Source organism: Dyadobacter sp. CY312 (genome assembly GCF_021390535.1).
Taxonomy (GTDB): Bacteria; Bacteroidota; Bacteroidia; order Cytophagales; family Spirosomataceae; genus Dyadobacter.
On the sequence record NZ_JAJUXG010000003.1, the window covers coordinates 472,299 to 491,521 of the forward strand.

Annotated in this window: 17 protein-coding genes; 8 read left to right on the forward strand and 9 right to left on the reverse strand. The window is 42.3% G+C overall.

Annotated features, from left to right (window positions below; genetic code table 11):
• Positions 1-74 precede the first annotated feature (74 nt).
• Entirely contained in the window at positions 75-500 is a 426-nt protein-coding gene (locus tag LZG71_RS06185; protein ID WP_233818082.1) for a hypothetical protein, read from the forward strand.
• A gap of 28 nt (positions 501-528) precedes the next feature.
• Here the strand turns inward: LZG71_RS06185 and LZG71_RS06190 are convergent, their stop codons facing one another.
• On the reverse strand, positions 529-957 hold the full coding sequence (locus LZG71_RS06190; RefSeq protein WP_233818084.1) for a GNAT family N-acetyltransferase: 429 nt from the start codon (positions 955-957) through the stop codon (positions 529-531).
• Positions 954-2,645, reverse strand: coding sequence for an amino acid permease (locus LZG71_RS06195; protein WP_233818086.1), 1,692 nt, complete (start codon positions 2,643-2,645; stop codon positions 954-956). The genes LZG71_RS06190 and LZG71_RS06195 overlap by 4 nt, the downstream gene beginning before the upstream one ends.
• 268 nt (positions 2,646-2,913) lie before the next feature.
• Between LZG71_RS06195 and LZG71_RS06200 the strand changes: the two genes are divergently transcribed.
• From LZG71_RS06200 to LZG71_RS06210, 3 genes are all read left to right on the forward strand, one after another.
• Positions 2,914-3,699 (forward strand): phosphatidylinositol-specific phospholipase C/glycerophosphodiester phosphodiesterase family protein, encoded by a 786-nt coding sequence (locus tag LZG71_RS06200; RefSeq protein WP_233818088.1) that lies wholly within the window; start codon positions 2,914-2,916, stop codon positions 3,697-3,699.
• Positions 3,700-3,755: 56 nt separating this feature from the next.
• Positions 3,756-5,066 (forward strand): ethanolamine permease, encoded by a 1,311-nt coding sequence (eat, locus tag LZG71_RS06205; RefSeq protein WP_233818090.1) that lies wholly within the window; start codon positions 3,756-3,758, stop codon positions 5,064-5,066.
• A 330-nt stretch (positions 5,067-5,396) separates the two neighbouring features.
• Positions 5,397-6,122 (forward strand): LytTR family DNA-binding domain-containing protein, encoded by a 726-nt coding sequence (locus LZG71_RS06210; protein ID WP_233818092.1) that lies wholly within the window; start codon positions 5,397-5,399, stop codon positions 6,120-6,122.
• Positions 6,123-6,137: 15 nt separating this feature from the next.
• Here LZG71_RS06210 and LZG71_RS06215 read toward each other — a convergent pair whose 3' ends face one another.
• From LZG71_RS06215 to greA, 5 genes are all read right to left on the reverse strand, one after another.
• Entirely contained in the window at positions 6,138-7,397 is a 1,260-nt protein-coding gene (locus LZG71_RS06215; RefSeq protein WP_233818094.1) for an exo-beta-N-acetylmuramidase NamZ domain-containing protein, read from the reverse strand.
• Positions 7,398-7,567: 170 nt separating this feature from the next.
• Complete coding sequence (locus LZG71_RS06220) at positions 7,568-8,617, reverse strand: PA0069 family radical SAM protein (RefSeq protein WP_233818096.1); 1,050 nt, start codon at positions 8,615-8,617, stop codon at positions 7,568-7,570.
• A 276-nt stretch (positions 8,618-8,893) separates the two neighbouring features.
• On the reverse strand, positions 8,894-9,964 hold the full coding sequence (locus tag LZG71_RS06225) for a M42 family metallopeptidase (RefSeq protein WP_233818098.1): 1,071 nt from the start codon (positions 9,962-9,964) through the stop codon (positions 8,894-8,896).
• 144 nt (positions 9,965-10,108) lie between these two features.
• Entirely contained in the window at positions 10,109-10,432 is a 324-nt protein-coding gene (locus LZG71_RS06230; protein ID WP_233818100.1) for a hypothetical protein, read from the reverse strand.
• 126 nt (positions 10,433-10,558) lie between these two features.
• Entirely contained in the window at positions 10,559-11,038 is a 480-nt protein-coding gene (gene greA, locus LZG71_RS06235; protein WP_233818103.1) for a transcription elongation factor GreA, read from the reverse strand.
• Positions 11,039-11,270: 232 nt separating this feature from the next.
• On the opposite strand from greA, the gene fmt reads away from it, so the two are divergent.
• Positions 11,271-12,191: a methionyl-tRNA formyltransferase gene (fmt, locus tag LZG71_RS06240; protein WP_233818105.1), complete on the forward strand. Its 921-nt coding sequence runs from the start codon at positions 11,271-11,273 to the stop codon at positions 12,189-12,191.
• A gap of 179 nt (positions 12,192-12,370) precedes the next feature.
• The gene (locus tag LZG71_RS06245; RefSeq protein ID WP_233818106.1) at positions 12,371-13,738 is read left to right on the forward strand and encodes a sigma-54 dependent transcriptional regulator; all 1,368 of its coding nucleotides are present in this window, start codon (positions 12,371-12,373) and stop codon (positions 13,736-13,738) included.
• A 97-nt stretch (positions 13,739-13,835) separates the two neighbouring features.
• Here LZG71_RS06245 and LZG71_RS06250 read toward each other — a convergent pair whose 3' ends face one another.
• Entirely contained in the window at positions 13,836-14,255 is a 420-nt protein-coding gene (locus LZG71_RS06250) for a hypothetical protein (protein ID WP_233818108.1), read from the reverse strand.
• Between the two features lie 116 nt (positions 14,256-14,371).
• Between LZG71_RS06250 and LZG71_RS06255 the strand changes: the two genes are divergently transcribed.
• The gene (locus LZG71_RS06255; RefSeq protein WP_233818110.1) at positions 14,372-16,318 is read left to right on the forward strand and encodes a glycoside hydrolase family 127 protein; all 1,947 of its coding nucleotides are present in this window, start codon (positions 14,372-14,374) and stop codon (positions 16,316-16,318) included.
• 162 nt (positions 16,319-16,480) lie between these two features.
• On the opposite strand, the gene LZG71_RS06260 is transcribed toward LZG71_RS06255, so the two are convergent.
• Complete coding sequence (locus LZG71_RS06260) at positions 16,481-17,398, reverse strand: TIM barrel protein (RefSeq protein WP_233818111.1); 918 nt, start codon at positions 17,396-17,398, stop codon at positions 16,481-16,483.
• A gap of 153 nt (positions 17,399-17,551) precedes the next feature.
• Here LZG71_RS06260 and LZG71_RS06265 point away from each other — a divergent pair, with 153 nt between their 5' ends.
• A complete protein-coding gene (locus tag LZG71_RS06265; protein ID WP_233818112.1) occupies positions 17,552-19,129 on the forward strand; it encodes an NAD(P)/FAD-dependent oxidoreductase in 1,578 nt (525 codons plus the stop codon).
• Positions 19,130-19,223: the final 94 nt, after the last annotated feature.

Genomic DNA, 19,223 nt, shown 5'->3' on the forward strand with positions numbered 1-19,223 from the left:
GCAACTAAATAATAGCAGTTGTCTTACAACCATTTTCAACAATACTGCGTCTTAAGTCAAAAAACCAAAAGGATATGAAAGCGCTGCTATTTATTCTGTTAGTTGCCTTGGTAGCTTGCCAAAGCTCAACCGTCGATAAAAAGGGAAATGAGATCAAGTACAAAGAAACGGTTCAGATTAATGATGTTCCCAAAGCTACACTAACATTTTTCGATGTGAGCGACAGCCGTTGTCCGGAAAACGTGAAATGTGTATGGGCTGGAAACGCAAAGGTGGATCTTGCTCTCGAAGGTGTTGGTACAGAAGGAAAGATAACCAAACACATCAACCTATGCCTGGGCGCATGTAGCACATCCCGTGGTTTTCACACAATTGATTCTCTGGACCAGGACTTTGCAGGACAGAAGTATAGATTTATTCTTGAAAGTGTAAATCCATACCCAATAGCTGCAAAAACCAAAAACGATTATTCTATTTCGTTACGGATTGAGAAGAAATGAAGATCGCTTTCAAATAACATCCCAAGCCCTATTCTGTTGTTAGTGTTTTCTTATAATAATATTTTGTATGCCCTTTTGGGTAGTTATCAACCTGTCCGGTTAACTGGTAATTTCTCTTTTCATAAAATGAAGGAGCTTGAAAATCAAAAGTATCGAGCAATACCAGATAACAACCTTTATTCAACGCATGTTTTTCGGATTTAAACAGCAATTCAGAAGCAATACCATTGCTTCTGAATTGCTCATCAGTCCAAATTATATGAATATGAAGTGTGTCCCAAAAAATCTCACCAAGTAGCGCCCCAACAAGCTTCCCATCTACACCCCGTGCCGCGAAAAACACTCGTTCATATTTTTCTGGCCCTGCCTTAGTTTCATTGAATGCAACAAGTCGTTTGCCAATTTCAGATACGTCTTCCGCCGATGGAGCCTCTTCCAGTTCTATTACTACTTTCAATTCCCCGCCAGTTTACTTTTTTTGTATCCGTAGCTAAAGTAAATTACCAAACCGATCGCCAGCCAAACCACAAAAATAAACCAGTTGGACGCGCCAAGTTCGGTCATCAGGTAGAGGTTCGTCAGGATACCCATCACCGGCAACAGTGAAAAATTGTATTTGAAACTCATTATGGACAGTGTGAGCCAGGTAATCCAGAAAATGATAGTCAACAGCTTGTGTTCCAGAATTTCCATTGTAGTAAGTGCCTGCCATTCTGCAACGATTTCCTGTCCGTAAAATACCAAGCCAAGAACAGCCGCAACAAACCCAAAACCGACAATAAACTTGCCGTTAACATATGGAACCCTGAATTTGGATCGCTCAGAAATCCCGGTATGATCCAGGTAAAGCACTCCTCCGCATACAAGAATGAAGGCAAAAAATGTCCCAACACTTGTCAAATCCACAAAGAAGTCCATCTTGAAAAACAATGCAGGAATACCTACCACAAAGCCTGTCACGATGGTTGCGAATGATGGTGTTTGATACTTCGGGTGAATTTTGGCAAACTTTTTCCACAGAAGACCATCCCGGCTCATCGTCATCCAGATACGCGGCTGCCCCAATTGATAAACCAAAAGAGCACTTGTAATGGCAATAACAGAACTAACAGAAATGATACCAGCCATAAAATCCAGACCATTTTTCTGGAAAACGAAAGCCAGTGGATCGCTCACTTTCAGTTCTTTATAATTCACCATTCCTGTTAAAACCAGGGTGATCAACACATATAATACTGTACAAATAATGAGGCAATAGATCATTGCTTTGGGCATATCACGCTGTGGATTTTTACATTCCTCAGCCGTAGTTGATATGGAATCGAAACCGATAAATGCAAAGAAAACTGCGGCAACGCCACTTAATACACCTTTCATGCCATTGGGTGCAAATGGATCCCAGTTTTCAGGTTTTACATAAAACGCGCCCGCGAAAATGACCAGCAACACCACACCTATTTTAAGGATTACCATGATATTGCTCGCTGTGCGCGACTCGCGGATACCAACGTATACCAGTGCAGTAACGAACAATGTAACCAGACCAGCAGGCAGATTGAGGATAAAAGGAATATCCCCTAACCTCGGCGCTGCTTCAAAAGCACTGGCAGCCATCTTCTCATAAGTTGATAGTGAACCAATTCCTTCTGTCTGCAGTTTGCGAAATGCCTCTGACGCAGCAGCAGGATTGATGGTAAGCCAGCCTGGCAATGTGATACCGAATCCTTTCAACATACTTACAAAATACTCCGACCAAGAAATGGCCACCACCATATTTGAAACCGCATATTCGAGAATGAGCGCCCAGCCGATGATCCATGCGAACAGTTCGCCAAAAGCCACATATGCATACGTATAAGCGCTACCGGAAACGGGAACCGTGCTGGCAAACTGAGCATAAGACAAAGCTGTAAAAATACAGGCAATTGCTGTGAACACGAATAAAAGAGACACCGCAGGACCACCATTATAACTTGCCAGTCCAATTGTACTGAAAATACCGGCTCCAACAATCGCAGCTATACCCAATGAAACCAGATCTCTCACCCCAAGAATTCGTGCCAGCCCGCCGTTCTCATTGGCATGGGCATCCCTCATTATTTGGTCAACTGTTTTTTTACGAAATAGAGAAGTGTTTTTTTCCATTCAGGGATAAAAGTTAGGTTCGCATCGTCTGCCAATGCGGCTGCGAAAATAAGAATATTCTTTAATCATCATGGCATCGGACTTTAAATTGGCTGAATATGCATTATTTTTCAATATATAATTCTATATAAAATAACATAACTACTCTTTTATTCTGAGTTTTTCATAATATACAAACATCAGCAATTCTTATACTACTCTGCCTTTCTTAATCATTCATTAAATTATATATTTACGAAAATCCTTATCCCACCATATATTGCTGTTCATGAAAAATATCCTTATAACAATACTGGTATTTTCGACTCTGATTATCAATCTGCCCGCACAAACCATAACCAGGTATACTACGGCACAGGCACATTCTCACAACGATTACGAACAGGACCGCCCATTTGTGGAAGCTTATATGCAGCAGTTCGGATCAATTGAGGCCGATCTTTTTCTTGTGAATGATTCGCTGTATGCGGCTCATAACCGGTCTGACATTAAACCAGACAGAACTTTCTCGAAACTTTACCTTGAACCAATACTGGCGCAGGTTAAAAAAAATGACGGCAATATTTATCCTCAAAAAGACCTGCAACTTCAACTTTTGATCGATTTCAAAACCCCGGCAGAGGAAACACTTGCAGCGCTAGTCAAATTGCTGCAACCTTATGAAAACATTTTTGTACCAAAAGGAACTGTCAAAATAGTGATCAGCGGGAATACTCCTTCACCCGAAACATTTGACAAATATCCATCTTTTATCTTCTTTGATGGTCGTCCTGATGTTACATACACAGCCGATCAGTTGAAGAGGATCGGGCTTATAAGCCAGGCATTTCAAAAATATTCCAGATGGAATGGCGAAGGAGACTTACCCGAAAAAGATAAAAAATCACTGAACAAAGTGATTTCCCAGACACACAGCCAGGATAAAAAAATACGGTTTTGGGCCACTCCTGACAACATTCATACCTGGAAAACCATGATGAGCCTGCAAGTTGACTTTCTGAATACAGATAAAGTAATTCAAATGGGTGACTATTTAAGAACAGCTCCCCGATAGGACATTCGGGTTGTTTATAAGTATTGGTTTTAATAATCACTCCTATCTCTGTCCCGATGTCTGCAACCTCTTCCGCGTCTCTTAAAAAAGTTTTGAAGCCTATACACGTCTGGGCCATTGCAGTTGGGTTGGTAATTTCGGGAGAATACTTTGGCTGGAACTACGGCTGGGGTGTATCCGGCACAGTAGGATTTCTCATCGCGACCCTGCTTGTCACAACGCTTTATGTAACCTTCATTTTTAGTTTTACGGAGCTCACCACATCTATTCCACAGGCAGGAGGTCCGTTTGCTTATTCATACCGTGCATTTGGTTGGTGGGGAGGGCTTATAGCAGGTTACGCAACGCTTGTAGAGTTTTTGATCACCCCGCCTGCAATTGCATTTGCGTTGGGTAGTTACACCAATTTTCTGTATCCTTCCATTTCGGTACTGCAGGTTGCGTTTGCTTGTTACGTCATTTTCATCGGCATTAATTTGTTGGGGATAAAAGAGTCTGCCACGTTCTCGCTGGTAGTCACCATTCTGGCCGTTGCTGAGCTCCTCGTGTATATAGGCATTGTAGCACCTCATTTTTCATATACCACTTTTGTAAAGGAACCCATGCCGTTTGGCTGGCAGGGCGTTTTTGCTGCGTTACCCTTTGCAATTTGGTTTTACCTGGCTATCGAGGGGGTTGCCATGGTGGCCGAAGAGGTTGAAAACCCTAAGAAAACAATTTCAAGAGGGTATATTTATGGCATCCTAACGCTTGTGATCCTGGCACTTGCCGTAATGATATTTACCGGAGGAGTAGTTCACTGGCGCAATTTAAGTAATATTGACTATCCACTGCCAGCGGTTTTAGGGCACATTCTGGGGCGTGACTCAGGGTTGACGCACCTGTTTGCGAGCCTGGGTTTATTCGGGCTCATCGCCTCTTTTCACGGAACCATCATTGGTTATTCCAGACAGATCTTTGCTCTGGCCCGTAGTGGCTACCTCCCGTCGGTATTGGGAAATGTGAATGCACGATTTCAAACGCCGCACTGGGCTTTGCTTGCAGGCGGAGTAATTGGATGCATTGCGTTAACACTGGGAAATACCAATCAGGTTATCATTATTGCAGCGCTGGGTGCAGTGGTCATGTACATGATCAGCATGGTTGCATTGCTGGTACTCCGCAAAAAAGAACCCGATCTCGAACGCCCTTTTGCAGTGCCTTTCTATCCGTTTTTCCCCGTTACAGCGCTGTTACTTTCGGCAATTTGTATGTTCGCAATTGTGTACTACCACTTCACATTAAGCATGTGGTTCTTTGCCGGACTGGCGATTCTGGCCGTCGGCTTTGTGATATCAGGAAAACACAAAGAGACGGGGCGGAATTAACCCCTTTCATTCTTCACTGGTAGCAACGCTGCGGTATTAACTTCTTGTTCTCGAAATAATTGTAATTAAATTACAACTATTTTAAAACCTCCATGATCCTCATCCACTGCACTTATTTATCACAATTAGAATATTAATTGGTATTACTCCTTTAATTCAGAATATTATAATAGGAAAGTGCGATAATTTGTAAAACTTTGGGTACTAAAAAATCTTAAATTGTGTTTTCTTCGTACATTCTTACTCAACATTCCTTCTAGATAGTTTTACAATTCAATAAAGTTTTTTAGTCTGCGAATTCATGGGCTGATATCGATACCTAAAATTCCAATGAACATATTAATAGTTGAGGACGAAGACATTATTGCCAAACACTTACAATACACACTCAAGAGTTTTGGTTTCGAAGCCAATGATGTCGCAACGGATTATCACAGTGCATTAGATCTCCTGCAATCCAAGGTTTACCACCTTGTTCTTCTCGACATCAATCTGAACGGCTATCAAACAGGAATTGACATAGGCGAATATATAAAAGGCAATCTGGACATTCCCTTTTTATATCTCACAAGCCACGAGGACATAGCAATTGTAAATGCAGCATTGCAAACTTCACCGCATGCTTTCCTGAACAAACCGTTTCAGAAAATCTCGGTTTATACGGCAGTCAATCTTGCGTTGCAGGGTTATCGCAAGCGAAGATCGGACGAAGGCTCCGACGATCAGGACAGCACCGTGATTAAAGATGCACTCTTTATTAAGGAGAAACACATGTTCACTAAAATCATGCTGGCCGACTTGCTATATATCCGGAGCGATGACAATTATCTTGAACTACATACCACGAAAAGGAAGTATACGATTCGGGAAACGATGAAAAACATGATCAGCCAACTGCCAACCAATTTGTTTTTCAGGGTTCATAAATCATTCATCATCAACCTCAACGCGATTACGGCGATCAATTACATACACGTCATGATCAACGAACTTGAAATCCCGATTACCACCGACAACCGCAACGAATTACTGAGCAGGATAAAGACATTTTCTTAGCCGATACCCCTGTTATCAGGGGTACAACAGATATTTTTTTCTTATTTCTTTAAATTCAGATAGACCTGGTTCCCAGCTTTTACGAATTTCAGCTTCCGAAGCACCTGCAATAATTTGCTTTCTCAGATTCTCTGTACCAGCCAGTTTGTCGAAATCCCCCATTTGTTTGCTCTGACTTCTGTCAAAAAACTTGTCTTTGTCCGGATAAGCTTTGTACAGATCCATGATCCATTTCAGGTTCAGTTTTCTGTTCTTCTCAAAAACGGATGTATCAAATTTTCTAAGGTCCAGTCCATAACAGTCCTCGTTCTGATGCAACGGCGTTTCACTCATTCCTTTGATGCTCTGAGGTTTAAATGAAAATTCATATTTTCCTTTAAGCAATGGCGCTCCCAAAACGGTGAATGGCATGTAAGTACCTCTTCCCTGACTCAGGATCGTGCCTTCAAAGAAACAAATGTGTGGATACAACATTACTGACTGCTGCGTATTCAGATTTGGAGAGGGCATCACCGGCAGCGTGTAAGGCATATCGTGATTATAATTGGCTATTTTAATAATCTTCAATTTACATTTCATATTATTTGGTAACCAGCCTTCCCCATTGATCATCTGCGCAAATTCCGCCATCGTGAGTCCATGACTGATCGGAATACGATACATGCCTATTCCTGAGTAAAGATGTTTTTCCAGTATTGGTCCATCAATCAAAAAACCGTTCGGATTTGGCCGATCCAGAATCAGCATTTCCTTATTGTTCTCCGCACAAGCTTCCATTACGTGCCCGAGGGTATTGATGTAGGTATAGAAACGTGCTCCCACATCCTGGATGTCAAATATGAGTAGATCAATCTTCGCCAGCTGCTCTTTGGTTGGTTTTTTCAGTTTTCCGTAAAGCGATATGGCAGGAATTCCTGTTTTCGGATCCACACTATCGCTCACCTTGTCTCCATTACTTGCTGTGCCTCTGAAACCATGTTCTGGTCCGAATATCAGAACGATATTCACTCCCAGCGCTACCAAACTGTCAACAATGGGCGTTTTACCAATGATCGAAGTCTGATTTACCAGAATACCCACTTTTTTACCTTTCAGGTAATCCAAATATTCCGAGGTTCGCTCAGCTCCTATAACTATATTTTTGACAGGAACAGCTGTTTCTTTTGCATCAGAAAGGGAATCTGTTCCAACTCCTTTGTGAGATGAAGAACTTACGCAATGGCTGGTAAAAATACTGATTAAGGCTGTGAAGGTTAAGGCAATGAATTGTTTCATGATGATCTTTTAAGTCAGAGATTACGTGCGTACGGTCTGAATGAAACACTAATATAAACTTATTCTTGCAGGTCGTACAGAAATTACTTCATCACACTTTCTGTAAAATCATATAAAAAGGCAGTCCTAAATCCCTCAAATTCATGCATCAGTGGTAAAAAAACTCCTTTTCAAAACAACTTCATCTGTCCCTTTTTGATAAAAAGAGAGGTATCCAGATCTGGCATTTCTTTGTCTTCGAAATATTTCCTGCATGCGAAATTGTGAAGCTGACGAATGTTTTCGGCATAATTACCCTCCCCGCTCATTCTTAATCCAAACCTTGAATCATTTAGTTTCCCGCCATGGCATTCCGCAATCTGGTTCAACACTTTGTCTGCCCGGTCGGGGAAATGATGATGGATCCATTCCTTGAACAAAGTAGCAATGGCACCATTCAGGCGAACAACAGTATATCCCGCCCAAGCTGCTCCATTTTCGGCCGCAGCTTTAATGATGGCAGGAATTTCCTGATCATTGAGACCCGGAATAATAGGTGCACTCATAATTCCCATCGGTATTCCAGCCTCATGCAACGTTTTCACGATCTGCAATCGTCGTTTGCCGGTTACGGTCCGTGGTTCCAATTTGCCTCTGAGGTCCTCGTTCAACGAAGTAATCGAGACCGCGGCATGAACAAGATTCAGCTTTGCCATCTTTTCAAGTACATCAACATCCCTCAGGATCAATGCATTCTTTGTAAGGATCGTTACCGGATTACGATATTTAAGGCAGATTTCGAGTAGTTGTCTGGTCAGTTTAAACTTCTTCTCCGCAGGCTGGTAACAATCCGTATTGCCCGAAAACATAATTGGGACAGGCTCGTACTTTTTGGAATGAAAGAGCTTTTCGAGAAGTTGAGGTGCATTTTTCTTCACTACTATTTTGGTTTCAAAATCCAGTCCAGCCGAGAAACCCCAATATTCATGTGAATTACGCGCGTAACAATAAATACAGCCATGTTCGCAACCACGATATGGATTTATGGAATTGTAATTTCTCAAATCAGGACTATCCGAAACGCTTAGCAGTGTTTTGGATTCTTCCATGATAAACTGCGTTTTGGGATTCACTTCCTGATCTTCCCATTGCTGCCAGTCCTCGGGGATGTATTCAGTTTCGAGCTTCTGAAATTTGTTATGGGAATTAATTCCCGCTCCTCTTCCCCGTGGCCGTTCCATGTGCTGATAAAAGTAAAACTGTTATTAAATCGATCATTGATAATGATACCAAAAATAACATATTTTAAAATTAAACAGATACTAAAAATAACATTAAATTTTAACAAATTCACATATATCTGATAAACAGTAATATACACTACAACTACTTAAATCGACACAAATCAATATAAAATTAAATTATACATAAATCAAAAGAAATAAAAAAGAGGAAAGCATCGTGTTCAGCGACTACTTTCCTCTCAAATTCCCACTACTCGTGTTTCGGCTTATCAGCTATTTAATATAGCGAAAATCCTCGTCGCCTTTTAAAGACAACAGAACATCGTACATCAATTGAATCACATTTTTCACGTCCTCCTTATGAACCATTTCGACTGTGGTGTGCATGTATTTTAAAGGAAGCGATATCAATGCAGACGCAACTCCTTCTGTTGAATAAGCAAATGAATCTGTATCGGTACCGGTAGAACGGCTCACCGCCTGGCGCTGGAACGGAATCTTTTTATCATCAGCAACTTTGATCAGCAAGTCGCGCAGGTTATTCTGGACGGCAGGTCCGTAACAAATTACCGGACCGTTTCCACTTTTCAGATCGCCCTGCTCTTTTTTGTTGTACATCGGCGACTGTGTATCATGCGTTACGTCTGTTACAATTGCCAGATCCGGCTTTAAACGTCTTGATATCATTTCTGCTCCACGCAGACCAATCTCTTCCTGCACTGCATTTACAACATACAATGTAAAAGGCAAGGTTACATTATTTTCATGTAGCATACGTGCAACCTCTGCTATCATAAATCCACCCATACGGTTGTCAAGCGCGCGGCCAACGTAATACCGGTCATTCATCTCGTCCAGCCCGTCAGCAAAAGTTGCAACTGTCCCAACATGAATGCCCATTTCATACACTTCATCTCTTTTGGAAGCGCCTACATCTATAAACAATTCATGTACTTTCGGAACCTGATCCTTCGCTGTGTCGCGCACATGGATCGCCGGCCATCCAAAGACACCTTTCACCACACCTTTCGAAGTATGCAAATTCACACGCATGGAAGGTGCAATTGCTGCATCGGAACCTCCATTACGACGTACGTGAATGTAGCCATCATCAGAAATGTAGTTGACAAACCAGGAAATCTCATCAGAATGAGCTTCGATTACCACTTTGTAATCCTGGCCAGGACCAATTACACCCACTGCCGTTCCGTATACATCGATGATCTGATCCTCGATATAAGGTTTGATGTAATCCAGCCAGATTTGCTGCCCGGTTGACTCAAAGCCGGTCGGGGAAGCATTGTTCAAATATTTATAAAGAAACTCAGTGCTTTTATCTGCCATTGTGCTATAAATTGATCGAAAATTGAAATGCTGTAAACTAAAATTGCTGTCTTTGATTTTTCAGACTTCGGTAACTTCTTAACTGCGTGCAAGTAGTGATTTCTTAACTCCCTCTAACTACTTAACTTCCTGTCATTCCTCCTTTCAAACATACCTCAAAAATGCCCACCATTTTCTTTTATTCAGATAATCGTGATTGGCTTCGTTCTGATAAGCTTCCTGCTCAAAAGAAATATGCATGTAAGCCAGATAATGGACCCGGTATTGCATCAGTCGGATGAGATATTCTGCAAAGTACCAAACGTAAAAAAATATCAGACCCATTTCAAGCTGCTGACGCAAATGAATACATTCATGATTCATCAACACCCGTCCAGGCGATTCTTTTTTGACCAAAATAAAAGGAAAAAGCGCCATTCCATCTACCCAGAGAAAAGATACGTGAAACAGGAATCCTTTAAATTTCATAATGGTTTTATCAATCGGCTATGAATCCGTTATCTGTGAGGCACCTCGCCTTTTAAAAGAAAATGTTGGATTGCGAAATGAACAGTTCATTCCAGAATCCAACATTCACGTGGTCAGCAATTTTACCTAGCTGAACCGACCTATCTCCAAAACTTCAAATTCCATCAATCCGGCAGGTACTTTAATTTCAGCAGTTTCGCCTACTTTTTTACCCAAAAGTCCTTTTCCTATCGGAGAACCAACTGAAATTTTACCAGTCTTCAAATCGGCTTCTTCTTCTGAAACCAGTGTATATGATACTTCCATGCCGGTTTTACGATTTTTGATCTTCACAACAGACAAAATCGCAACCAGTGATGTATCAATTGCCGACTCGTCAATTACCCGCGCATTGGACATAATTTCCTCCAATTTTGCAATCTTCATCTCATGCATTCCCTGTGCATCTTTCGCCGCGTCATATTCTGCATTTTCACTCAAATCACCTTTATCACGAGCTTCTGCAATTTGTGCAGCTATGGCAGTGCGGCCTTTGGTTTTCATATCATTCAGCTCATTTTTGAGCTTGTTCAATCCTTCTTCGGTATAGTATGAAATCTTAGCCATGACCTTGAATTAGTTAATTAGTCTTGTTTAGAATTTAAAATTTGGGTAAAAAAAAAGAACGGTTCTAAGACCGCTCTACAGGAGTATCAGCAACTCGTAGTAGAAGGCTAGAAAACCTCATCTTTTCGGCTCATATGTTTTTTAATCTTCACCATATTTTTCTGTAAGAACGGCAAAAATAACAATATTTGTAAATGGTAACAACCATTTTTATTAAAAGAGACCACAATCTATGTCAAAAGGACTGAGAATAATATTTATGGGAACTCCCGACTTTGCAGTTCCAAGCTTAAGAAGTCTGGTAGAAAATAAATCTAACGTTGTGGCGGTAATAACTGTTCCCGACAAGCCTGCCGGAAGAGGTCAGAAGCAAACTTCATCGCCCGTAAAAATATATGCACAAGAGCAGGGAATACCTGTTTTACAACCCGAAAAATTAAAAGATCCGGTATTTTTGGAGGAGCTGAAATCCTATCGGGCCGACTTACAGGTTGTAGTAGCTTTCCGCATGTTACCAGAGGTGGTTTGGGCAATGCCTACGCATGGAACCTTTAACCTGCACGGCTCTCTTTTGCCTCAGTACAGGGGTGCGGCACCTATTAACTGGGCTGTAATTAACGGCGATACAGAGACCGGCGTTACCACGTTTTTTATAGAAAAGGAGATTGACACGGGCAAGATCATCTTCAAAGAAAAGGAGCCGATCCATCCCGATGATGATGCAGGAAGTGTATATGAAAGATTGATGTTGAAAGGTGCCGCATTGGTAGTAAAAACGGTTGAAGCGATTGAAAACGGAAGTTATCCTCAGGATGACCAGGACGAAAGTGCTGTTTTGAAACCTGCACCAAAAATTTTCCGTGAAACTTGTGAAATTAACTGGAACAAAACAGCTGTGGAAATTCACAATTTTGTGAGAGGACTTTCTCCCTATCCCGCCGCCTGGACAACCCTCAACGGACTTTCCTGTAAAATATTCAAAACGGGCGTTGTGAACAACGAGGAAACCGGACAACCCGGAGAATATAAAACAGACAATAAAACATTCCTGCGCTTCAAAACCTCTGATGCGTGGCTTTCTGTTGAAATACTACAGTTGGAAGGGAAAAAGCGGATGGAAATCGGAGACTTTTTGAGGGGAGCAAAGTTGTAGCTGTGGCGTGTTCATTTGCAATGGTTTGATTCCTGAAATGAACAATAATGGAAACACCAGAATTGGTTGCATTAAAAATCAGGAAGAACTCTACAAAAAGCTTACTTTTAAGGAAGAATTCATAGCCACGTTACACGAACACAACACCAGGTTCGACGAAAAATATCTAAATTAAGACCATGCAATTAGCCGAAGCCAAAATCCTCATTATCGACGACGACGTTGATGTACTCAGTGCGGCCAAATTATTATTGAAGCGCCACGCAAAATCAGTTGATATTGAAAAAAATCCGCAAAAACTACCCTTTCTGGTAACCAACGGGGATTATAATCTGATTCTGCTTGACATGAACTTTACCCGCGATGTTAACAGCGGACGGGAAGGATTCCACTGGCTCGACAGGATTTTGGACATCAATCCTAAAACGAAGGTCATCATGATTACGGCTTACGGTGATATTGAAATGGCTATTCGTGCGATAAAATCCGGAGCTACGGATTTCGTTTTAAAACCTTGGGAAAATGATAAATTGCTCGAAACAATTGCAGCCGCTTTACAAAGCAATGCACCTGGTTCCGCTGCCATAACGAACGAAGATAAAAAGGAAGATAATAAAAAAGCAAAAGCGGGTGCAGATACGATTATTGCCAGCAGCGACACCATGAAACAAGTATTGCATACGGCGGAAAGAGTTGCTGCAACGGATGCGAACGTATTAATACTGGGTGAGAACGGAACAGGAAAAACGCAACTGGCCAAACATGTGCACCAGCATTCCAAGAGATCCGACAAACCTTTTGTAACAGTGGACTTGGGGGCGCTTAGTGAAAGTCTTTTTGAAAGTGAACTGTTCGGGCATGTGAAGGGAGCGTTTACTGACGCGAAAGAAGACCGGGCCGGACGTTTCGAAGAAGCCAAAGGCGGGACTATTTTCCTTGATGAAATTGGCAACCTTACACTGGCACTACAAGCAAAATTACTGACGGTGATACAGGAAAGACGCGTGACCAGAGTTGGATCCAACAAGGTTATTCCATTGGACGTAAGGCTGATTTGCGCCACCAATATGAATATCGAAAAAATGGTGGAAGAGAAAACCTTTCGCCAGGATCTTCTGTACCGCATCAATACCATTGAACTGGACCTGCCGCCACTTCGTGAGCGACCAGAAGACATTGCCACACTTGCGGAATTTTATCTAAAACAATTCAGCAAGAAATACAACCGCCCGGTTAACGACATCAGTAGTGCATTGATCAAAAAAATGCAGCAGTACAATTGGCCGGGAAATATTCGTGAATTGCAGCATGCCATAGAACGCGCCGTGATTTTGTCTCAGGAAAAAACCTTACAGCCCGACGATCTCTTCCTGAAAAGCTCAGGCGGACAAGCTTCCACCGCAACCGGATTTGACTTGGAAGACATGGAAAAAACACTGATCGTGAAAGCCATGAAACGCTTCAACGGTAATATTACGGATGCCGCGCGAGAATTGGGTTTGAGCAGAGCGGCCTTGTATAGAAGAATGGAGAAATACGGTTTGTAGAAAATGTGACCGTTCTTAAAGTTTTTTAATAAAAATAAGAATGGCTCCCGATCTCAAATCAGGAGCCATTTTTGGTTTCGAATCGATTCAAAAACTGTCACTTTACTCTTGTATAAGTTGACGTTCCTGCATTACAATAAACCACAGTCATTGTATCACCTGTTTGTGTAATTACCAGTTCATCGCAAGGCATACAATCACAAATGAAATTCGCTGGTGGTGTGTCTTCCTTTGGCACCACGTTAAACGAAATGCCATTTATCACATATTTGTTGACCGCACAGCAAGAAACAGAGCCATCATACAACATTACACCATCGTAGCGAATAAATAAATCTTTTTGCTCCGCCTTATTAATATCAACTGTAATAGTGGAATCCCCAGAGACATATTTCTGCTCTGTCAATTTCCATCCACCAGCTATATCTGCAATTTCCGGCAACGGTTCCGGATCTTTATTGTTTTTGCAGTTGGTAAAAAACACCCCTAACATGATTAATAAGATAAATCCTCGCATAGTTTAAAAGTTTATTTACAGGATTATATTCAACGATAAATGGTTGGAAACAAACGGCATAATTTTTTCCTGATAATCATAAATCCAATCAGTTTTGAAATCTAAATATTCATAAAATGTATAAATATTGCCTTTTTGTATTTGCAATTATATTATCTCATTCCTCTATTAGTCAAGACCTTAAAATAACTCCGATCCCCCTTAAAAATGTAAAAACGCACCAGGGTTTTTGGCATGACAGAATCCAGACAGCCCGGCAGACGACAGTACCTCATGTGTTAAACAAAATAGAAAAATCGGGACGGATAGACAACTTCGCTGTTGCAGGCGGACTGAAAAAAGGCGTATTCCAGGGTACACGTTTCGATGATTCGGATGTATTTAAAACTGTTGAAGGTGCTGCCTATGTTCTTCAAAATCAATATGATCCGAAACTCGACAAATACCTGGACAGCCTCATAGTGCTTTTCGCAGCCGCTCAGGAACCTGACGGGTATCTGTATACAATCCGAACTATCAACAAGGACACTACCGGCTCATACGACTGGATTGCGGGCCCGACCCGTTATTCGTTTGAAAACGGCAGCCATGAACTCTACAATGTGGGGCATCTTTATGAAGCAGCAATTGCACATTACGAAGCAACAGGTAAAAAAACATTGTTAGATGTAGCCACTAAAAACGCCGACCATCTTGTAAAAACATTCGGAACCGGCCCCGGACAGCTTATCGTCGTTCCCGGTCATGAAGAAACAGAAACAGCTCTGATAAGTCTTTACCGAACAACAGGCAAGAAAGAATATCTTGACCTCGCACGCTTCTTCATTGACATGAGGGGCAGATCCGACAAACGTCCACTTTTCCTGGATGAACACAAACTGGGTCCCTCCTATTTTCAGGATCACATACCGGTAATCCGCCAAAAAGAAGCTGTTGGACACGCTGTTCGTGCGCAATATTTGTATGCGGCGATTGCTGACATGCTTTCCATTGAGAAAAACGAAGGTTATGATACTGCCATTCACAGGATTTGGGATGATGCCACGCTAAAAAAGCAGTACATCACGGGTGGCGTCGGTGCACGTGAAGACGGAGAAGCGTTTGACAAGGGTTACGTATTACCCAACGATAATGCTTATGCGGAAACGTGTGCAGCAGTAGCAAATATGCTTTGGAACCACAAAATGTATCTATACACCGGTGAAGCGAAGTACATGGATGTGTTTGAACGGGTTCTTTACAATGGTTTTCTGGGTGGAATGTCGGTAAAGGGCGACAAGTTTTTTTATGTGAATCCCATGGCTTCTGACGGCAAGAATGATTTCGGCAAAGGAAGCGGAGCTGTGCGGCACGAATGGTTTGGCACCGCTTGCTGTCCAACCAACGTTTCAAGGTTTTTACCTTCAATGCCTTCTTATATATATGCTAAAAAGGGAGATGAAGTGGTCGTAAATCTATTTGCTGACAATGAGGCCAACCTAACCGTAAAAAACAGTTCTGTAAAGCTGAACCAGCAAACCAAATATCCGTGGGAAGGTAATGTCAAAATAACGGTTTCGCCTGAAAAACAGCTTGCTTTCCCACTTTCAATACGCATTCCAGGTTGGGCAACCGGCAAGGCAATTCCTGGAGATTTATATACTTACAAAAACGCGGATGTGAAACCGGTAGTTCTTAAGATCAACGGTAAAACCACCGCAACGAACATTGAAAACGGTTTTATAAAACTAAACCGGAATTGGAAAAAGGGAGATGTGATAGAACTGGTTCTGGACATGCCGGTTAGAAAAGTGAAGGCAAACGAGAATGTACAAGCCAACAAGGGCAAAATTGCCATAGAAAAAGGACCAATCGTGTATTGTGCTGAAGGACATGATAACGGAGGAAAAGCACTTTCTATCGCTTTATCCGACGATCAGGTTTTTAAATCTTCTTATAATAAAGATCTGTTGGAAGGTGTGAATACCCTAAAATCCTCAAAAGGAAATGTAACGCTAATCCCCTACTACGCCTGGGCCAACCGTGGCGCAAATGAGATGGTGATTTGGTTTGAGAATAAGTAATAGAATATTAGATGAATGAATGGGTCACATGGAAATATTGCCCCATTCATTTTTTAAGATCACCCCGTTCGGCGTAGTCTCCAGAATACGCCGAACGGGGTCTCAGACCGATATTCACAAACAAAATGGTCCGGAATATTCAGATAATTGACTGACCCAACTCTACTTGTTAAGCCACTTCCCAAACACCTTCTGCACGCCAGCAAGATCCGCCTTATGCGCTGCTACACTTGTCATGGTGTTGGGCGACTGTTTTTCAAGGCATTGTTCCAAAACCAGATGTGGCCTCACTTTCATTGCATCTAAAGTTGTTACCAAACGTGGATAATCAATATCGCCTTCTCCAAAGCTCTCCTGCCAAATCCCATTTTTAGATTGCCGGATGTGTAGCTCTGCAATTCTTTTTCCGTACATTTTTACAATATCAAATAGGGCAACCTGCGAATTACCGGAGCCACGGTACACCCAATGTACGTCCAGACAAAGTGAAACATTTTCAGGATTCGAAGCCTGCAACGTATGGTGAAATTCGCGGGCGGCAGCTCTTAGCTCAACATCATGGGTGTGATAAGCCAGTTTCATCCCGCGCTTTCTCAACTCCGCTCCTAATTTGTCCATGTTTTTTGCCTGCTCTATCAATTCCTCATCCGACTTATTTTCGGCACTACCCCAGGCAAGCGGGCTCGGATTGGTCACAATAATTTTGGTATTCGCCGCCTTCAATGCATCTGCAATGCCCAGAACGGAATCTATCGATTTTTGAGCATCGTCTTTTTTATGCAATGCGCTATTGACATACACAGACGGCATCACCAACTGATATTTCTTCAAAAACGGAAGAAGCTTAGCTACTTCGCCTGCATGATTAAAGGCAGGTTCGTAAGCTTTGATCCCTGTTGAAGCAAATTCTTTCAGACTGATATCCGGATCCGCGGCCCATTCGCGCCCTTCCCTGTTGTAAAAAGTAATCCAGGAATACTGATTGCACGAAACCGGCAAAAACTCCTCTTTGTTGGTAAATGAAACGACTGGTAAAATTGCTGCTCCGGCAAGTGACTGTATAAAATGGCGACGTTCCACGAATCGTTTGTTTTTGAATAGAGATGAATTGAATAACATCAAAATACTATAAAACATTTTGAAAATACAAAACGATACCAATTCAAGGCCCTGCTCTAAAACACAAAATTGCTTACCTTTGCAGTCATTAAAGGATAAATCCCTTTCTAATAAATGCAACAGACTCTTCAATTGACACTGACGCCCGAGATTGCGTTGGATGACGAAAATTTTCGTCGGTTTATTATCAAAAAATTACAGCTGCGTGAAGGCGACAATCCTGTTATTCGCAGGACCCGGCAATCCATTGATGCGAGAAGCCGACAGGTAAAAGTGAACGTGCAGGCCGAGGTTTACGTAAACGAATTACCTCCTTCACTAATCAGTTTCAACACCACTTATCCCGACGTAAGCAATCGTCCCCAGGCAATTATTGTTGGCTGTGGGCCGGCAGGAATGTTTGCTGCACTCCGGCTCATCGAATTGGGAATTAAACCAATCCTTTTTGAACGCGGGAAAGATGTGCGAACGAGGCGAAGGGACCTTGCGGCAATTAACAAGGAACATATTGTGAACCCGGAATCCAACTATTGCTTTGGAGAAGGAGGCGCAGGGACCTATTCCGACGGTAAATTGTACACGCGTTCCAATAAACGCGGTGATATACGGCGCGTACTGGAAATCTTTGTCGGGCATGGTGCAAGTGAACAAATCCTGATTGATACACATCCGCACATTGGCACCAACAAACTACCACTTGTAGTTTCCGCCATGCGCGAAAGTATTTTAAAAGCGGGTGGGGAAATTCATTTTGACACCAAAGTGACTGACTTTATTGTTGAGCAAAATGTTTTGAAAGGAGTTGTTACAGAAGACACGAAAGAACACCTCGGTCTGGGAGTAATTTTGGCAACTGGTCATTCGGCCCGGGATATTTATGAGTTGTTGGACGACAAAAAGATTCTGATCGAAAACAAATCGTTTGCAATGGGTGTCCGCATCGAACATCCGCAAAGGGTTATTGACAAAATTCAATACCACTGCGAAACAGACCGCGGACCTTATTTACCAGCGGCTTCTTACAGTCTCGTAACCCAAACACGCTATCAGGGGGTACAGAGGGGTGTTTTTTCATTCTGCATGTGTCCGGGTGGTTTTATTGTTCCGGCAGCCACCGCTCCCGGAGAGCTGGTTGTAAACGGAATGTCCCCGTCCCGACGGGATTCACCATATGCCAATTCCGGAATTGTCGTTTCTGTTGAAGAAAGTGATATAGAACCTTACAAGGATTTTGGCGCACTTGCCGGACTCGAATTTCAAAAGGAAATAGAACGGAAAGCGTGCGAATTGGCAGGCGCTACACAAACTGCCCCGGCTCAACTGGCCAATGATTTTGTGCGGATGAAAACTTCCGGTGAATTGAGAGAAACCTCATACCAGCCCGGATTACATTCTGTTGATCTGTATGAGGTGCTGCCGCCAAACATAGCACACCCATTGCGGGACGGTTTATCAGACTTTGGCAGAAAAATGAAAGGATATTTGTCTGGCGAAGCACAGCTGATTGGTGTAGAAAGTCGTACGTCTTCCCCAGTCAGAATTCCAAGAGACCGTGATTCCTGTGAACATCCTGTTGTCAAAGGTCTATTTCCATGCGGAGAAGGAGCAGGCTACGCCGGAGGTATCATGTCGGCTGCCATGGACGGCGAACGTTGTGCGGAGCAGCTTGCTAAGTTGTACGCAGTTGTGTAATTTGCGGGTAGCCCACTCTGCGCGAAACATCACATTCAGTATCATTTTATTTGTTAAATTGTGATACTTTAAATATCATAAAAGTTGTATTATA